Source organism: Bacillus sp. FSL E2-8887 (genome assembly GCF_038007205.1).
In the GTDB taxonomy this organism is placed as follows: domain Bacteria; phylum Bacillota; class Bacilli; order Bacillales; family Bacillaceae_G; genus Bacillus_A; species Bacillus_A mycoides.
The window spans coordinates 3,743,156-3,760,856 of record NZ_JBBOWS010000001.1; the positions used below are offsets into that span (position 1 = coordinate 3,743,156).

The 17,701-nt window shown below is 36.1% G+C and carries 21 protein-coding genes; 7 read left to right on the forward strand and 14 right to left on the reverse strand.

Annotated elements, in window-relative coordinates:
* Positions 1–7 precede the first annotated feature (7 nt).
* From corA to spoIIM, 9 genes are all read right to left on the reverse strand, one after another.
* Entirely contained in the window at positions 8–970 is a 963-nt protein-coding gene (gene corA, locus NSQ08_RS19050) for a magnesium/cobalt transporter CorA (protein WP_002067031.1), read from the reverse strand.
* Positions 971–1,180: 210 nt separating this feature from the next.
* Positions 1,181–2,485 carry a pyrimidine-nucleoside phosphorylase gene (locus tag NSQ08_RS19055; protein WP_002067030.1) on the reverse strand — a complete coding sequence of 435 codons (1,305 nt, stop codon included), beginning with the start codon at positions 2,483–2,485 and terminating at the stop codon, positions 1,181–1,183.
* Positions 2,486–2,492: 7 nt separating this feature from the next.
* Positions 2,493–3,314 carry a purine-nucleoside phosphorylase gene (locus NSQ08_RS19060; protein ID WP_001078443.1) on the reverse strand — a complete coding sequence of 274 codons (822 nt, stop codon included), beginning with the start codon at positions 3,312–3,314 and terminating at the stop codon, positions 2,493–2,495.
* 12 nt (positions 3,315–3,326) lie between these two features.
* Positions 3,327–4,511, reverse strand: coding sequence for a phosphopentomutase (gene deoB / locus NSQ08_RS19065; RefSeq protein WP_002014935.1), 1,185 nt, complete (start codon positions 4,509–4,511; stop codon positions 3,327–3,329).
* A gap of 364 nt (positions 4,512–4,875) precedes the next feature.
* Positions 4,876–5,604 (reverse strand): FixH family protein, encoded by a 729-nt coding sequence (locus NSQ08_RS19070; protein WP_215596868.1) that lies wholly within the window; start codon positions 5,602–5,604, stop codon positions 4,876–4,878.
* Positions 5,605–5,749: 145 nt separating this feature from the next.
* Positions 5,750–6,640, reverse strand: a complete 891-nt coding sequence (xerD, locus tag NSQ08_RS19075) for a site-specific tyrosine recombinase XerD (RefSeq protein WP_340777967.1) — start codon at positions 6,638–6,640, stop codon at positions 5,750–5,752.
* Positions 6,641–6,646: 6 nt separating this feature from the next.
* Positions 6,647–6,877, reverse strand: coding sequence for a YqzK family protein (locus tag NSQ08_RS19080; protein ID WP_002088473.1), 231 nt, complete (start codon positions 6,875–6,877; stop codon positions 6,647–6,649).
* 103 nt (positions 6,878–6,980) lie between these two features.
* On the reverse strand, positions 6,981–7,436 hold the full coding sequence (gene fur, locus NSQ08_RS19085) for a ferric iron uptake transcriptional regulator (RefSeq protein ID WP_000392654.1): 456 nt from the start codon (positions 7,434–7,436) through the stop codon (positions 6,981–6,983).
* 106 nt (positions 7,437–7,542) lie between these two features.
* Positions 7,543–8,190: a stage II sporulation protein M gene (spoIIM, locus tag NSQ08_RS19090; protein ID WP_340777971.1), complete on the reverse strand. Its 648-nt coding sequence runs from the start codon at positions 8,188–8,190 to the stop codon at positions 7,543–7,545.
* Between the two features lie 126 nt (positions 8,191–8,316).
* Here spoIIM and NSQ08_RS19095 point away from each other — a divergent pair, with 126 nt between their 5' ends.
* Positions 8,317–8,868, forward strand: coding sequence for a GNAT family N-acetyltransferase (locus NSQ08_RS19095; protein WP_002033881.1), 552 nt, complete (start codon positions 8,317–8,319; stop codon positions 8,866–8,868).
* Positions 8,869–8,891: 23 nt separating this feature from the next.
* Here NSQ08_RS19095 and NSQ08_RS19100 read toward each other — a convergent pair whose 3' ends face one another.
* Positions 8,892–9,431, reverse strand: a complete 540-nt coding sequence (locus NSQ08_RS19100; protein ID WP_002014941.1) for an NUDIX domain-containing protein — start codon at positions 9,429–9,431, stop codon at positions 8,892–8,894.
* Positions 9,432–9,505: 74 nt separating this feature from the next.
* On the opposite strand from NSQ08_RS19100, the gene mciZ reads away from it, so the two are divergent.
* Positions 9,506–9,634, forward strand: a complete 129-nt coding sequence (mciZ, locus tag NSQ08_RS19105) for a Z-ring formation inhibitor MciZ (protein WP_000870295.1) — start codon at positions 9,506–9,508, stop codon at positions 9,632–9,634.
* Positions 9,635–9,687: 53 nt separating this feature from the next.
* The gene (locus NSQ08_RS19110) at positions 9,688–10,602 is read left to right on the forward strand and encodes an aldo/keto reductase (protein WP_340777979.1); all 915 of its coding nucleotides are present in this window, start codon (positions 9,688–9,690) and stop codon (positions 10,600–10,602) included.
* A 58-nt stretch (positions 10,603–10,660) separates the two neighbouring features.
* Here the strand turns inward: NSQ08_RS19110 and NSQ08_RS19115 are convergent, their stop codons facing one another.
* The 3 genes from NSQ08_RS19115 to NSQ08_RS19125 all read right to left on the reverse strand — a co-directional run bounded on the left by NSQ08_RS19115 (position 10,661) and on the right by NSQ08_RS19125 (position 12,481).
* Entirely contained in the window at positions 10,661–11,488 is an 828-nt protein-coding gene (locus NSQ08_RS19115; protein WP_340777982.1) for an aldo/keto reductase, read from the reverse strand.
* Between the two features lie 130 nt (positions 11,489–11,618).
* Positions 11,619–12,143: a GrpB family protein gene (locus NSQ08_RS19120; protein ID WP_002143048.1), complete on the reverse strand. Its 525-nt coding sequence runs from the start codon at positions 12,141–12,143 to the stop codon at positions 11,619–11,621.
* Between the two features lie 68 nt (positions 12,144–12,211).
* Positions 12,212–12,481: a YqkE family protein gene (locus NSQ08_RS19125; protein WP_002033875.1), complete on the reverse strand. Its 270-nt coding sequence runs from the start codon at positions 12,479–12,481 to the stop codon at positions 12,212–12,214.
* Between the two features lie 201 nt (positions 12,482–12,682).
* Here NSQ08_RS19125 and NSQ08_RS19130 point away from each other — a divergent pair, with 201 nt between their 5' ends.
* Both NSQ08_RS19130 and NSQ08_RS19135 read left to right on the forward strand, forming a co-directional pair.
* The gene (locus tag NSQ08_RS19130; RefSeq protein WP_016100659.1) at positions 12,683–14,272 is read left to right on the forward strand and encodes a bifunctional metallophosphatase/5'-nucleotidase; all 1,590 of its coding nucleotides are present in this window, start codon (positions 12,683–12,685) and stop codon (positions 14,270–14,272) included.
* Between the two features lie 169 nt (positions 14,273–14,441).
* Complete coding sequence (locus NSQ08_RS19135; RefSeq protein WP_002033873.1) at positions 14,442–14,588, forward strand: hypothetical protein; 147 nt, start codon at positions 14,442–14,444, stop codon at positions 14,586–14,588.
* A 49-nt stretch (positions 14,589–14,637) separates the two neighbouring features.
* On the opposite strand, the gene NSQ08_RS19140 is transcribed toward NSQ08_RS19135, so the two are convergent.
* Entirely contained in the window at positions 14,638–15,114 is a 477-nt protein-coding gene (locus NSQ08_RS19140) for a ribbon-helix-helix domain-containing protein (protein ID WP_340777992.1), read from the reverse strand.
* 131 nt (positions 15,115–15,245) lie between these two features.
* Here NSQ08_RS19140 and NSQ08_RS19145 point away from each other — a divergent pair, with 131 nt between their 5' ends.
* Both NSQ08_RS19145 and NSQ08_RS19150 read left to right on the forward strand, forming a co-directional pair.
* The gene (locus NSQ08_RS19145; RefSeq protein WP_016100658.1) at positions 15,246–16,244 is read left to right on the forward strand and encodes an alpha/beta fold hydrolase; all 999 of its coding nucleotides are present in this window, start codon (positions 15,246–15,248) and stop codon (positions 16,242–16,244) included.
* A gap of 119 nt (positions 16,245–16,363) precedes the next feature.
* On the forward strand, positions 16,364–17,683 hold the full coding sequence (locus NSQ08_RS19150; RefSeq protein WP_002014950.1) for a Na+/H+ antiporter family protein: 1,320 nt from the start codon (positions 16,364–16,366) through the stop codon (positions 17,681–17,683).
* The last annotated feature ends 18 nt before the right edge of the window (positions 17,684–17,701 follow it).

A 17,701-nucleotide genomic window follows, 5' to 3' on the forward strand; every position in this document is an offset into this window, starting at 1 on the left:
TGTTTTTTTACTTAAACCAACCTTTTTTATAAAACCAAGCCATCATTCCGCCGCCAATTAATGCCATTAAAATTAAGCAAATAAAATAACTATACTTCCCGCCAAGCTCTGGCATATGTGCAAAGTTCATGCCGTATACCCCTGCAATAAATGTTAACGGCATGAAAATAGTTGAGAAAACAGTTAATGTTTTCATAATATTGTTCATATGGTGGGAATTCAACGAAAAGTAACTATCTCGAATATCTGCTGTTAATTCACGGCTCGCTTCAATCATCTCTGTCAGTTTAAGCAAATGATCATGTATATCTTTAAAATAAATTTCATGATCGCTTATACCGTAAAAACGTGTTGAATTTAATATACGATACAATAAATCACGCATCGGAATAATCGTACGCCTTAGCTTAGATAAATCTGCACGAATATCAAATACTTCTTCTAGCACACTTCCTGCTGTCTCACCCGTTAAATTATCATCAATTGCATTTAAATGGTCTTCAATGTAATAAACAGGTGCGAAATAATCATCTACAATTTGGTCAATAATTGTATGTGCTACATGCAAAGGGCTCTTCTTAATACGTTTCTTTTCACCGAGCGTTTTCCATACTCTTTCAATCGCATTGTTATGAGAGAAATGGAAAGAGACTATATATCGATCACTAATAAATAAATCGATTTCATGCGGTTCTAATCCGTCTTCTCCGAATGCATGAAGAACTAAAAAGTTATATCCATCATAAAAATCTACCTTTGGTCTCTGTACATACTCTACACAATCTTCAATTGCAAGGGGATGGAACTTGAAGTGATCTTGTAAAATATATGTATACTCCTCTTTCGTTGGCTTATATAAATCAAGCCAATACCATATGATGTTCTCTTTTTTCGTTTCTTCTAGCGAAACATCATATAAAACTTCATTTTTTTTCGTTATTGCACAAATTCTAATCATAATTTCACCCATTACTATTATAAACAAAAAATAGTAAAAAAAGCCAAGGAGAAATCTCCTCAGCTTTTTTTTATCCCGCTATTTGCGGGCAGTAAGACCCCTACCTCAAAATTCAGCGAAAGCAAAGAAGTTAGGTCTGGGTCGGGCTGCCCGTAAATGCCCGATTGGTGAAGGCTAATAATCAGTGGGGATAAAGCCCCCACTGATTAAAGTTTCACTTTATTACTTCGTTACAATACCGTGTACTAAAGTTGGTGCATCTACGTGATCTTTAGCGATTTTCATGTTCTCATAAATTTTCGCTTTTACGTCTTCAACATTTTCGCGGTTTGCGTAAATTGTAACAAGAGAGTCACCTTTTTTCACGCTATCGCCTACTTTTTTGCGAAGCATTAGACCAACTGCTAAATCAATTTCAGACTCTTTCGTTGCACGCCCTGCTCCTAAAAGCATTGCTGCTGTTCCGATTTCATCTGCAACGATTTCCGATACGTAACCGTCTTCTTTCGCTTCCACTTCAATTTTAAATTGTGCTTGTGGCAATTTAGAAGGATCATCAACAACAGATGCATCGCCGCCTTGTGCTGATAAGAACGTTTTAAATGATTCTAGCGCTTTACCATTGTTCATTACTTCAATTAACTTTTCACGTGCATCTTCTAAAGATGAAGCTTGTCCAGCAAGGTACACCATCTGACTTCCAAGTGTTAAACATAACTCTTCTAAATCTTTCGGTCCCTTACCTTGTAATGTATCAATTGCTTCTTGTACTTCTAATGCATTACCGATTGCTTCACCAAGCGGCTGACTCATATCAGAAATAACCGCCATCGTATTACGACCAACGTTATTACCAATGCGTACCATTGCTTCTGCTAAACGCTTTGCATCTTCATCCGTTTTCATAAACGCGCCTGCTCCAGTTTTTACATCAAGAACAATTGCATCTGCACCAGCAGCAATTTTCTTACTCATAATTGAGCTAGCGATAAGAGGAATTGAATTTACTGTTGCAGTTACATCACGAAGCGCATATAACTTTTTATCAGCAGGTGTTAAGTTTCCACTTTGACCAATAACAGCGATTTTATTTTCATTTACAAGACGCATGAATTCATCATTTTCAATTTCCACATGGAATCCTGGTACTGCTTCTAATTTATCAATTGTACCACCCGTATGTCCTAGACCTCGTCCAGACATTTTCGCAACTGGTACACCTAAAGCAGCTACTAATGGACCTAATACAAGTGTCGTTGTATCACCAACTCCACCCGTTGAATGCTTATCTACTTTTACCCCTTCAATGGCTGATAAGTCAATTGTATCACCGCTATTTACCATTGCCATCGTTAAATCTGCACGTTCTTGATCATTCATATCTTGGAAGAAAATTGCCATTGCAAGTGAACTCATTTGATAATCTGGAATACTACCATTTGTGTATCCTTCAACGATAAAGTTAATTTCTTCTGTCGTTAATGCATGTCCATCACGTTTTTTTGCAATTAGATCCACCATTCTCATTGTGAAGTCACCCCTTCATTTGTTTTACAATTGCTTTTACTAATGCTAAGAAATTAGCTTTAACACGTTCTGTCGTTTCAATTACTTCATCGTGATGAAGTGGTTGATCTAAAATACCAGCTGCCATATTTGAAATACAAGAAATACCTAGTACTTTCATACCTGCATGACGAGCTACAATTACTTCCGGTACTGTTGACATACCAACTGCATCTCCGCCAAGTGTACGAAGCATACGAATTTCAGCAGGTGTTTCATATACAGGACCTGTCATTCCAACATATACACCTTCTTGTACTTTAATATTTAAATCTGCTGCAACTTGTTTCGCCATTTCGCGAAGTTCTGGCGTATATGATGTAGACATATCAGGGAAACGTACACCCATTTCAGAATCATTTGGTCCGATTAATGGGTTCGTACCCATGAAGTTAATATGATCTGAAATTAACATAAGATCGCCTGGTTCAAATGATGTATTTACACCACCAGCTGCGTTCGTTACAACAACTGTTTCTACACCTAGTTCTTTCATAACACGAACTGGGAATGTTACTTTTTGCATATCGTATCCTTCGTAGAAATGGAAACGTCCTTGCATTGCTACTACTGTTACACCTTGAAGTGTACCGAACACAAGTTGACCTGCATGTCCTTCTACAGTTGAAACTGGGAATTCAGGGATTTCACTGTATGGTACTGTTACTGCGTTCTCGATTTCATCTGCTAATACACCTAGTCCAGATCCAAGGATTAGTCCTACTTGTGGTGTCTCTTGAAATTTCTCTTTTAAGTATGAAGCTGATTTTGTAATTAGTTCACGATTCATCTGTTTATCCCCCTATTTCTTTAGCTCGTTTAAGAAGCTTGTTCCATGTTCTGGCATTTTAACATTAAAGTTTTCTGCTACAGTTGCACCAATATCAGCAAATGTTTGACGAAGTGATAACTCTTGTCCGCCTTCTTTCATGCTTGGGCTATATGCTAATAACGGTACATATTCACGTGTATGATCAGTACCAGGATGTACTGGATCATTACCATGGTCTGCTGTAATTAATAATAGATCATCTTCTTTTAGTTTTTCGAATACTTCTGGAAGACGTGCGTCATATTCTTGTAGAGCTTCTCCGTACCCTTGTGGGTCACGACGATGACCAAATAAGGCATCAAAGTCAACTAAGTTTAAGAAGCTAATACCTGTAAAGTCCATATTTAATGTATCTACAAGCTTGTCCATTCCATCCATATTTGATTTCGTACGAAGTGATTCAGTTACACCTTCTCCATCATAAATGTCAGCAATTTTACCAATAGCAATTACATCATAATCGCTATCTTTAAGTTCATTCATTACTGTGCGACCAAATGGTTTTAACGCATAGTCATGACGATTTGGTGTACGTGTGAAGTTTCCTGGCTCTCCAACGAACGGACGAGCAATAACACGCCCTACCATGTACTTCTCATCTAATGTTAATTCACGTGCGATTTTACAAATTTTATATAGCTCTTCAAGTGGTACTACTTCTTCATGAGCTGCGATCTGTAATACACTATCAGCAGAAGTGTAAACAATTAAAGAACCTGTTTCCATTTGTTCTTGACCAAGCTCAACAAGTACCTCAGTTCCAGAAGCTGGTTTATTACCGATAATTTTACGACCTGTCTTTTCTTCTAATTCATCAAGTAATTCTTTCGGGAATCCTTCAGGAAACACTTGGAATGGTGTATCAATGTAAAGGCCCATGATTTCCCAGTGACCTGTCATTGTATCTTTACCTGTAGATTTCTCTTGCATTTTTGTATAATATCCAAGCGGTTTCTCTACTTTAGAGATTCCTTTCATTTCACGAATATTACCAAGGCCTAATTTCACCATGTTTGGCATGTGTAATCCATTCATATGTTCAGCGATATGACCAATTGTATCAGAACCTAAATCACCAAACTGCTCAGCATCTGGTGCTTCACCGATTCCCACAGAGTCCATTACGACTAGGAAAATACGTTTATATTTATTCATAACTGCAACCTCCTATATGTTCAGTTCTACTTCTTGTAGTATGTTCAAAACGCTATAAAGTGAAACTGTTATCAATGGGAATTATCTTTCGTCCTCATTATCAAACAGTACTGCTTTAAATCAGTCTCTAACTTTTTCGTTTTACTTTCAAACGAATCAAAAAAATTTCTAGTTTTTTCTAAGTCAGATGTCAGACATCTGATATTGATATCATACCATGTTTACGCTTTCTTTTTAATACATTTTCGTAGAATTTCTCATTTTCTTTACCATTCTATTGTAATCCATTCTGCAAAGAAGTGCTAATCATTTTATAACATATTTCCTAATATAAAAATAAAAAGCAGCTCTAAAGAGCTACTTTTTATTTTACTTCTACTGTTTCTTCTTTATGTTCATGTAGTTCACCTTTTCTTACATGAACTTTCACTTTATAAGCACCATTCTCTTTGAAAGTATGTTTACTTTCATACTCCCCTTTATTCCCCTCTTTCGCCGGAATAAATTCGTGTTTTTCAACGCCGTCTTTCCAAATCTCAAGTTGTACTTCAGCACCAGATAACGCTTCTTCTTTTTGTTTTAAATGAACTTTCATTGTTGACTCTGCATTTGCTTTAATATCACCAGCCATAAGATGTATCATCGTATCACTTTTATGATCCCCATGACCTTCTTCTTTTTTCGCATCTTCAACTTTTGCATTTCCCACAGCCACTTTTACTTCTGGCATAACATGCATTTCACGTGCATTTGTATGAGCAATAACATGATATACTCCATCCGTTTCGAATGTTTTTTCTACAGCATAAACACCTTTTCCTTTATGCTTAGCATTTAACATCTCGTGCTTTTCGTCGCCTGCTTTCCAAATTTCAAACTTTACATCATCAGCATCTGTTACTTTTTCTTTTCCTTGTGTAACAAGTGCTTGTACTTCTGTTTTTTCACCTGGTTTAATTTCTTTCGGATTCGTTTGAACTGCTACTTTTACAGCTTCAAGTTTCTGCTCTTTTTTCGGTTCTTCTTTGTTTGTATTACAGCCAGCCAATGCTAGCATCGCGATAAATAATGTAATAATAAGTTTTTTCATCATCATTTCCTCCTTCATACCTTATTTAGTATAGAGGAAATACATTGTAATATTCTAGTCTTCTGCTGAAAACAATGTACGAAATGTTTGTGAAGTTTTTGTGAAGTGCTATAGCCTTTTGAATCTATGAAAAAAAAGAGCATAGTAACTATGCTCTCGGATGAAACTGTTTATATACATCTTTTAATCTAGCTTTTGAAACATGCGTATAAATTTGCGTCGTTGAAATATCTGCATGTCCAAGCATTTCTTGCACAGCACGTAAGTCTGCCCCATTTTCTAATAGATGCGTAGCAAAAGAGTGACGCAACGTATGCGGTGTAAGCTCTTTTGCAATATTCGCTTCTTTCGCTAGCCGTTTTAAAATTTTCCAAAATCCCTGTCTCGATAATCGATTACCATGATGGTTTAAAAAGAGCGCATCTACTGCTTTTTTACCCATCAATTCTCTTCTTCCTTTTTCAATATACTTTTGAATCGCTTCTTTCGCTAAGCTTCCTAGTGGAATAATTCTTTCTTTGTTCCCTTTCCCGATACAGCGAACAAATCCCATCGTTAAGTGCACATCTTCTAAATTTAATGCAATTAATTCTGAAACACGAAGTCCTGTTGCATACAACAACTCTAACATTGCCTTATCACGAATCCCAAAAGCACTTGCCGTTTTCGGTGTTTGAAGCAATGCTTCCACTTCGTCGATTGATAATACTTTTGGTAATTTCCGTTCCCCTTGTGGCGTTTCAATATGTACCGATGGGTCATGCTCCACTGCTCGTTCACGAAGTAAAAATTGATGAAACGAACGAATCGATGCAATATGACGCGCCAATGTTTTTGAAGATTTCCCGTTTTCTTTTAAATACTGCAAAAAGTTAACAATATGCAAGCGTGTCACTTCATGAAACGTCTTCGTTTGTTCTACATTTTGCAAATACTTCACATAGCTTTTTAAATCGCGTTCATAAGATACAACTGTATTTTTCGCTAAACCTTTTTCAACAATCATATAATGAATAAAATCTTTTAATTGATCTTCCAATCTACACTACTCCCCATTTTCATAGAAAAACATCATTCTATTTACGAAAGCATCCTTTTCCGGCTCCTCATTCCCTGATACTTTTTCTACAGTCTCTTCTTTTGGCTTTTCATAACGATGGTAACTTTCATATTCTTCATTTATCCATAGTATAGCGAAATAAAACAAAATCGTACAACTTGTAAATAATAAAAATACTTTCATCCCATCAAAAGTTAATTTTAAAGCTCGGCGCATTGTAAATTCCTCCAAAATATAAGTTATTACAACATATGCCAAGCTTTCACCAATTTATACCTTATTCAAATAAAAAACCTCTTCCTAGTTAAATAGGAAAAGGTTATTTTTCATCCGTTTCATTTTCTTGACAATTTTTACAAATCCCATGGAATGTTAAACGATGATCTTTCACCTTAAAGCTCCAGTCTCGTTCCACTTTATTCTCCACTTCACCAAGTAAATCTTCTTGTATTTCTTGTACAGCACCGCATTGTGTACAGATTAAATGATGATGGAAACGCTGTGCACCTTCTTGGCGTAAGTCATAACGCGAAACACCGTCTCCAAAGTTAATTTTATCGACAACTTTCAACTCAGACAATAACTCTAAAGTTCGATAAACGGTTGCTAATCCGATCTCTGGCGACTTTTCTTTTACAAGGAGGTATACATCTTCTGCGCTTAAATGATCTTCTTCATTTTCTAGCAGCACACGAACTGTTGCTTCACGTTGTGGTGTCAATTTATAGCTCGCTGCATGTAATTGCTTCTTAATTCGTTCAATTCTTTCTTCCATTCGGTACTACTCCCTCCTCGCCACTCTTACACCATTATATCAGAAGAAGGGCTCCTGTCAAAAGAAAAACAATAAAAACAAATTGATAATTATTCTCAAAAAACATTTATTGTTTGTTAATAGCCTCCACAACTTCTTTCATTAAAACTGGTGATGCATACACTTCGACACTGGAAGCAATAGCTAATACCGCTCCAATCACGAGAAAAAAGCATGTATAGCGAATTAATAACGGTAATAGTGGCTCAGTTATTTTCCGAATAAATTGATGCCTAATCATGCGTAAGGAAAAGCTTGCAGCAATTGTTGTCATTAAGAGAAATACAGGAATTATAATTAAATTTTGTGGCAATACAGATACAAATGCTAATAATAGTCCATTCCATCCGTGCTGACTTACTAAAAAACCTACTGTAAATCCAACAACTACCCCTTTTAAAAATAGTAAGATAAAAATGAGCGGCAACCCAATAATTGAAATCCCCAAAATCCAAATAAAGCCGATATATTTTAATTGCGAAAAGTAACTTTCTCGAAACATTTCGCCTGCGACAGCAAATTCTCCTTTAGAAACTTGTCCAAAAAAACGCTGTAAATAAAATGATAAATCTTGCTTTTGGTTTATTTGTAAACTATTCACAAGAATCGCTCCAAATATTACTCCCATCAGTAATAAAACCGCATTAAATATATATAGTGAAGAATTTTCCTGTATGTGAGACATTACACGGTCTTGCCACGTTTTTCGCCACATTTTCCTTCCCTCCGTTCACACTCTTACTAAAAATGTATGAAAGAAAGAAAAAAAGTATGACGAATTAGCATTGAAATTCCGCTCTACTTTGCTAAACTAAAAAGTAGAGAATAGGAGGGATTTCTCTTGAAACCATTATTATTAGATTTTCCAACATTATTTCAAACTGAGCGCTTGCAAGTACGTAAGCCGTTTCCAGGTGATGGAACAGAGGTATATGAAGCAATCCAAGCTTCGCTAGAAGACTTATTACCATGGATGCCAATTACAGCTGAAACAGAAGAACGTGCTGAAGAAATTGTTCGCGAAGCTCACGGACAGTTTTTACTTCGTGAAACACTTGATTTCCACTTATACGATAAAGTATCTGGTACATTCATCGGAGCTATTACGCTCAAGCCTGAAAACTGGGATATTCCAAAGTTTTCACTTCACTTTTGGCTACATAGCGCTTATACAAAGCATGGCTATATGACAGAAGCCATTAAAGGTGCGATTCAATTTGCATTTGATAAACTAGGTGCTAGAAGAATTGAAATTCGTACTGATGCAACAAATATAAACGCATGTAACTTAGCAGAACGTCTAGAATTTATTTTAGAAGGTACAATGGAAAATGATTTCCTAGCACCCGATGGCAGCTTACGCGATGCACGTGTATATGCAAAAATCAACTAAAAACACTCGCCTTAGGCGAGTGTTTATTTTTGTAATTGTAAATATTGTACTGCAAACATCGTCTTAGCATCATGTATGCGAAGGTCTTTCATAAGATCAATCGCTTCTTCTAATGACACTTCCATTAATTCCACAAATTCATCTTCATCTAAAGCTGCTTTATTTTCTTTTTGTTTTAATCCTGTCGCTTTATATACATATAAAATCTCATCTGCAAAACCAGGTGATGTATAGAAAGATGTAATAAGCTCCATATTTTCACATACATATCCTGTTTCTTCTTCTAATTCACGAACTGCTGTTACCTCTGGCTTTTCCCCAGGTTCTAACTTCCCAGCAGGAATTTCCACAATTGCCTTTTCGAGAGCTTTACGATACTGCTCAACGAGTACAATTTTCCCCTCATCAGTAATAGCAATAATAGCAACTGCCCCAGGGTGATTTACGATTTCACGTTTACTCATTTCTCCATTTGGTAATACTACATCATCAACACGAACTTTTATAACCCTACCATCAAAAATCGGTTCAGTTTTTACTGTTCTTTCTGCAAGATTACTCATACTACTTCATCTCCCTGTTCTATTTCCTAATCGTTCTTCATACATTTTACCACATTGAAAGGAGCGTGATAGAAATGAAAGTTTACATTTTACCAAATCGCGTCACTTTAGTCGGCAAAGCATGGCAAATTCGTCATAAGCTAAAACAATATGGAAAAGAGTATACAACTGTACAAGAGTGGATTACAGCAAATAAAAAGTAAACGTTTGTCAACCTCCTTCCCCTTTCGTACAATAAAGGTAAGGAGGTTGACCTATGAAAAAACGTCAATTAGGAAACTCAGATTTATATGTTACGGAAATTGGATTTGGCTGTATGTCTCTCGGTGCATCTGAGGCTGAAGCTATACGTATTATCGATGAGGCAATCGATTTAGGAATTAATTTTTTTGATACAGCGGACTTATACGATTATGGATTAAATGAAGAATTTGTTGGAAAAGCTCTGAAAGGAAAACGCGACCAAATTGTTCTTACAACAAAGGTTGGAAATCGATGGACAGAAGAAAAAAACGGTTGGTCTTGGGATCCTTCTAAAGCTTATATAAAGACCGAAGTAAAAGAGAGTTTACGTAGACTTCAAACAGATTATATTGATTTATATCAACTGCATGGCGGGACGATTGAAGATCCTATAGATGAAACAGTTGAAGCCTTTGAAGAATTAAAAAAAGAAGGGATTATTCGTCATTATGGTATCTCTTCTATACGTCCAAATGTCATTCGTGAGTATGCAAAACGATCAAATATCGTTAGCATATTAATGGAATACAGCCTTTTAAATCGTCGCCCTGAAGAATGGTTCCCGTTTCTTAATGAACAGCAAATTAGCGTTATTGCTCGCGGACCACTTGCAAAAGGGATTTTAACTAACAATAATGCAAGAAAGATAGAAAGAGTAAAAGAAAAAGATTACCTCTCTTATTCTTACGATGAGTTAAATTCGACACTCGCGAGTGTAAAAGAAATAATCGGAGAAAGCTCTTTAACAGGAACAGCTATTCAATATTGCTTACATAACGAAACTGTTGCAGCTGTTATACCTGGTGCAAGCTCTATTCAACAATTGCAAGAAAATATACAAGCTAGCCAACAGTTATCTTTAACAAAAGAAGAATATGTACAACTTCAAAAGATTGTTAAGTATGATTCATATGCTTTGCATCGCTAAAATATTGATACCGATAAAAGCAAAAGACTGCCCCCCAACACTAGGCGGCAGTCTTTTTTTATAACGTATCATATTTATCAGGATTCGTTCCTACATGTAAATTACGATTTAACGTATTAATTTGATCCATCTCTTCTTCAGTTAATGAGAAATCAAAAATAGTAAGGTTCTCTTTAATACGAGATGGCGTAACAGATTTAGGAATAGTCACAATCCCACTTTGAATATCCCACCTTAATATAACTTGTGCAGGTGACTTTTCATATTTTTTAGAAATAGCCTGAATAATTGGATGCTGGAATACTTCGCCGCCTCTCATTAAAGGACTCCATGCTTCCATTTGAATTTGCTCACCTTGACAGAAATCACGCAATTCAAATTGCGCTAACATCGGATGAAGTTCCACTTGGTTGACCATCGGCTTCACTTTACAATTTGGTAATAACAGTTCTAAATGATGTTTATGAAAATTAGAAACACCAATCGCGCGCACTTTACCTTCTTCATATAGCTTTTCTAAAGCACGGTACGTATCAACATACTTCCCTCTTATCGGCCAATGGATTAAATATAAATCTACATACTCCATTTGTAATTTCTTTAAACTTTTTTCAAACGCCTCGAGCGTCTCCTCGTACCCTTGATCGTCGTTCCAAACTTTTGTTGTAATAAACAAGTCTTCTCGCGAGATTCCAGATTCACGAACCGCTTCTCCGACACCGCTTTCATTTTCATATACAGTTGCTGTATCAATCGAACGGTATCCAACTTCTAACGCTGTTTTTACTGCTTGTTTAACTTCGTCGCCTTCTTTCGCTTTATAAACGCCTAGACCAATCATCGGCATTTTCACACCATTATGAAGTGTAGTTGTTGGAATATGCACAGTCTTTCTCCCTTTCATTGTTACATTTTTATAAACCACAACTTTATTTCAACAAGATTCATCCAAAAAGTCAAAACATACGTACAGTTTACATAATACCTTTATACACATTTAAAAAAATAAAGTGAACTCAGTCATTCACTTTATTTCCTTTCCATTCTTTCGCTTTTTCATCAACATTACGTATAAATTCATTTTTTCCTTCTGTATACAACGTGCCATCATATGTATATTTTTCAGCTAGTTCTTTCTTTAAAGTCGCATACGCTTCTGCTTCTTCACAATGAGCCATCATATAATCACGAAATGCTAAATGCCTTACTATCTCAGGATTTCCTTTTTCAAATACGTGTAAGTGATACGAGCGTTTTTCCTCAGTCCCATGAATAAAATAACGACGTCTTGAAATACCATTTTCCCCTTTTACGATGTAACCAAGCTCTTTAAAACGTTCATTCCAATGATCTACTCTGTCGATACTCTCTACTTCCATAATCATATCTATAATTGGTTTAGCTGCCAGTCCTGGCACTGACGTACTTCCAATATGATGGACTTTCACCATTTCTGGCATCGCCGATTTTAATCTTTCGGCTTCCATTTGGAATTTCTCACTCCAATGATTTTCATACGGAACGACTACAATTTCCCTCATTCTAACTCCCCTTTTCTTACAAACTCGTCAAAAAAATGATCAGCGGCATTTCACTGACCATCTTTTTATTATTTAAAGTCTTTCCAAGTAAGGCTACTTTCACTTAACAGTTCTTCAAATGATTTATTCTTTTCACGTTCTTTTTGTTCCTTACGCTTTCTTTCTTGTTCTGCTGCCTCTTTTTTCTCTTCTCTCACTTGCAACTCTTTTTTCTTATTCTTTAATTGTTGCATTAACGAATCGTTCAATTGATCACCTAGTGTAAGTGATTCTTTCTCTGGTTGATTCATTTGAGAGTGTCTTTGTGTTTGTGTTTGTCTTTGCTTCTTTTTCTTCATACTATTCACCTTTTACTTTTTTCTCCATTATAGAGGATACACGGCGAAATCGACAATAAAAAAGGTTCCCTACTCTATTATTTATCTTTTGTAAATATGTTAATTTTTCGAAAAAACTAAATTTTTATATGGATATAATCCTAGTAATCTATTAAAATTATGTCGTATGATGTCAGATTATAAAAAAAGGAGAAATTAATTATGTGGAAAAAAATTATTCCTGCTGTTGCTGTTTTAAGTACTATTACTTTTTCAAGCGTATTCGCCGCTCCTCCATCTCAGACTCCTGCCGAACAAAACCGATACATAGACGTACAAATGCTTGGTATTAATGATTTACATGGTCAACTAGATACTGTAAAAAAAATTAACAATAAAGAAGCTGGTGGTGCTGATTACTTAGCTACTTATTTAAAAGAACGCAAAAAACAAAACCCTAATACACTTCTCGTACATGCTGGAGATATCGTCGGAGCTAGCCCACCAGTTTCTGCTTTATTACAGGACGAACCAACTATTGAATTTTTAAATGATTTAAAGTTTGATGTTGGTACAATTGGAAATCATGAATTTGATGAAGGCATTGATGAAATGCGACGTCTCATTTATGGTGGATATCATGAAAAAACAGGGAATTTCAAAGGAGCAAACTTCCCTTATGTCGCTGCAAACTTCTATAATAAATCAACTGGCCGCTTATTTTTACCACCATTTACTGTAAAAATGGTAGATGGAGTTCCTGTAGGATTCATCGGAGTTGTTACAACGGATACACCGAATGTCGTTATGCCAACTATGCTAAAGAATGTACAAATTACTGATGAAGTAGAAGCTATTAATAAATCTACTCAGCAATTAAAGCGTCTCGGTGTTAAATCTATCGTAGTCCTTGCACATGTTGGAGGTACAACTGATGACACTGGTGTAACAAACGGTGACCTTACTCGCATTGCAAATGAAACAGATCCCGAAGTTGATGTTATTTTCGGCGGACATAGTCATACGTACGTAAATGGTACTGTAAATAATAAACTTATCGTGCAAGCGAATTCTTACGGAATGGCTTTTTCGGACGTAGATGTAACAATTGATAGAAAAACAAAAGATATTGTGAAGAAAAAAGCTGAAGTTATTACAACGTACCATGAAGGTGTAGAGCCTGATAAACAAGTAAAACAAAAGTTAGATCAATATAAAGAAAAAATCGCACCTCTTGTAAATGAAGTAGTCGGAAAATCTACAGCACCTATCGACCGTAAACAAAACGATGCTGGTGAATCTACACTTGGAAATTTAGTTGCGGATGCCCAGCGCCAAACTATGCAAACACAAATCGCTCTTATGAATCCTGGTGGAATTCGTAATGATCTAGACGCTGGAGATATTACATGGGGCGAATTATACGGCATTCAGCCTTTCGGAAACCAATTAATTAAAGTAGATCTAACAGGTCAAGATATTCGTGATATATTAAATCAACAATGGCAAAAAGGAGCAACGAGAATGCTTCAAATTTCAGGTATTCAATACACTTGGGATGCAAATAAACCAAATAACGAAAAGGTTACGAATATCCGTTTAACAAATGGTGAAGAATTAGTTCCCTCTAAAACGTATAGCGTAGTTGCAAATGCTTTCCTAGCTTCTGGCGGTGATGGATTCGTATCCTTTAAAAATGGAAAAAATGCTGAAACTGGTCCAAACGATTTTGAAGCATTAGTCGATTATGTAAAACAAGTGACAGAACCAATTCAGCCGATTATTGATGGACGTATTCAAAAAAACAATTAAATACTATTCAAACTAGTGCGTGACACTCGAAAGAAGAAGCTCCTTTTATATGCAAGGAGCTTCTTCTTTTAGAGTCATACGTATTGTCATTCTTCTAGTGCAGTAAAGGATACGCACATAGCCCCTTGTTTCTTCGTAGTATATAGAAAACTATAATGGGAAGATTTGTATGTATTTCTATCAAACAATGACGATACATTGTATCGACGAAACGACAAATCAACAAGTGAAAGAAACATTTCGGAGCGCAGCAGCTGATGAACAAAATCATGCCGTTTGGTTCCTATATTACTTTTCGAAACAAAACAAAAAATGAAATAAAAGAAAGGATACACGCTCTTATATGGAACATAGTATCCTTTCTTTTATTTCTCTGGATACGTTTCATGATTAACATCATACCGTTGCAAAAATTCCTGTAGTGCTTCTTCTACAATTTTAGACTTTTGAATCCCTTTTGATTCCGATATAACACCTAGTCTTGCTAATACTTCTATATTAATCGAAAAGGTTCGTTTCTTTTTCTCTGTGCTCTTACTTATAATTTGAACACTTACTTCTTCTCTTTTTCTTAGCAATTCATAAATGCTTTGTAACTGTTCATAAATTAGTAATTGATAGTCTGTTTTTGCATATTGAAGGGCAGTAGCTTCTTGGATTTGCAAATGACGTGGCTCTTCACCATCACCTATAAAGATACGTTTTTTCTGCTCTCCATCATATTCATATCCAATCACCCTTAATTTCTTTGATAATGTATATGGGCTCATTTCAAGCCGTTTCGCTATAATAGCGATTGATTCGCGTCTATTTAAAGAATCAATAATTTCTCCAATCGTCATATTCTCCCTCCTCTCTTAATCGCCTAAACTTGAAATCAAACCAGTATGTTATGATACAATGATTTTCTAGTAGTATATGCAAAAGAAAGAGCCTGTGCGATTCATACCATTTAAGAAAAGGAGGTTTACATATGCTTTTTCGTAGCCATACCCCTCAGTTTTACAACGAAAAGAAGCAACTAATCCCTAACAGTATCGCTACGATAGAAAGCGTTATGATTAATGACCGGAAACAATCTCTCCTTATACGCGGCCAAAACGTGGACCAGCCTATTTTATTATGCTGTCACGGCGGCCCTGGTATGGCACAAATCGGCTTTATTCGCCATTTTCAAAAAGAGTTAGAAAAGCACTTTATCGTTATTAATTGGGATCAGCGAGGGGCAGGTAAATCCTTTTTATGGCGGGACATCCAAACAAATCTTACGATTGATCAATTTTTTTCAGATGCAAAAAAGGTTATTCAATATCTTCTCAAACGCTTTAATAAGCAAAAACTATTTCTCGCTGGTCATTCTTGGGGAAGTATTATCGGACTACAAATCGCTAATCAATGTCCCGAATATATAGAAGCATACATCGGCATCGGTCAAATCGTACATATGAAGCAAAATGAAGAATTACTATATCAACATTTAATTAGCTCTGCCAAAAAACATGACCATAAAAAGGCATTAGCTTCTCTTTTAAAATTAGGGAAACCACCCTTTTTAGATACGAGACGCCTCATTATTCAAAGAAAGTGGCTTGGTACATTTGGAGGAGCAATCCAAAATGGATCTTCCTTTTCTTTCATACGAAAAGGCTTCTTTTCTCCTGAATATACGCTATTAGATTGGTTCAAATTTCTCGCAGGAAATTTAAAATCCGGAGTTTTATGGGAAGAGATGCTGACAATCGATTTCTTTTCATCTATTTCAAGTTTATCTGTTCCTGTTTATTTTTGTTCTGGTCGCTATGATTATCAAACTCCTTATGCACTCGTTCAACAATATTGCGATGTCATTCAAGCTCCTATTAAAAAGATGATTTGGTTTCCAAACTCGGCACATTCTCCAGATTTAGAAGAGCCTGAGTTATTCGCTAAATCTTTACAATCAATTAAACAAGAACTATCTTTTCAACATTAATAACAAAAGGCGCTTTTACATTTCATAGAAAACATTTTATAATGATATGTCGCAAGTATATGTCACTACAAACACTTGCTTGCCTTAACAGAATAAAAATTAGGGAGATTACATTTATTATGAACGCTGTACTCATCGCAGTAGCAGTCATGCTACTGCTTAGTTTGTTACGTGTCCAAGTCATTGTCGCCATTATCGTTGGAGCTTTAACAGGCGGACTTATCGGCGGACTCGGTATTTCAGAAACAATTAGTACTTTTACAGCCGGTCTTGGGAACAGTGCTCCTATCGCATTAAGCTACGCAATGCTCGGTGGATTTGCTATTTCCCTTTCAAAAACAGGGCTTCCTGATGCAATGATCCAATCAGCTTTAAAATGGATCGGCAACGAACAAGACACGAAAAAACAAGTCTATTCTAAAATACTTATATTATTTATCATTTTAACAATGGCTTGTTTCTCACAAAATATTATCCCTGTTCATATCGCCTTCATCCCAATCTTAATTCCAGCACTTTTAAAAGTATTAAATGAGCTGAGGGTGGATCGTAGGCTTGTAACATGTCTTATTACATTTGGGTTAATTACCCCTTACATGTGGGTTCCAGCAGGGTTCGGAAAAATTTATCATGACGTATTGCAAACAAATGCTGCGCAAAGCGGTCTTACATTTGATGTCGCACTTATTCCAAAAGCGATGACTATTCCAGCAATCGGTATGATTATCGGATTATGTGTAGCGGTTTTCATTACATACCGAAAACCACGTACATATGAAACAGAACAAATTCATTCTGCACAGAATGAAATCGTTCCCTATACGAAAAGAAGCATTACTTTGGGTTTATTATCAATACTCGCTACATTAACTGTGCAATTAGCAACAGAATCAATGATTTTTGGTGCTTTAGCAGGTATTATCGTCTTATCAGTTAGCGGTAGCCTCCCTCTTAAAGAAGCCGATGCTATTTTAACGAGTGGAATGCGTATGATGTCCTTTATCGGATTTGTTATGATTTCTGCCGCTGGATTTGGCGCTGTTCTTCGAAAAACTGGACATGTTGAATCTCTTGTGCAAACGAGTGCACATATAATCGGAAATAATAAACCGCTTGCTGCATTTCTTATGCTCATTATTGGACTTCTCGTTACGATGGGAATTGGCTCTTCCTTTTCAACCATCCCAATCTTAACAACAATTTTCGTACCATTATGCGTCCAGCTCGGATTTAGTCCCATGGCTACAATCGCAATTATCGGTACAGCTGGTGCACTTGGTGATGCAGGTTCTCCAGCATCTGATAGTACACTTGGACCAACGTCCGGTTTAAATGCTGATGGTCAGCACCATCATATATGGGATACATGTGTCCCAACATTTCTACACTATAATATACCGTTACTTATATTCGGCTTTATTGCCGCAATTACACTATAAAAGGTGCGTTTTAAAAAC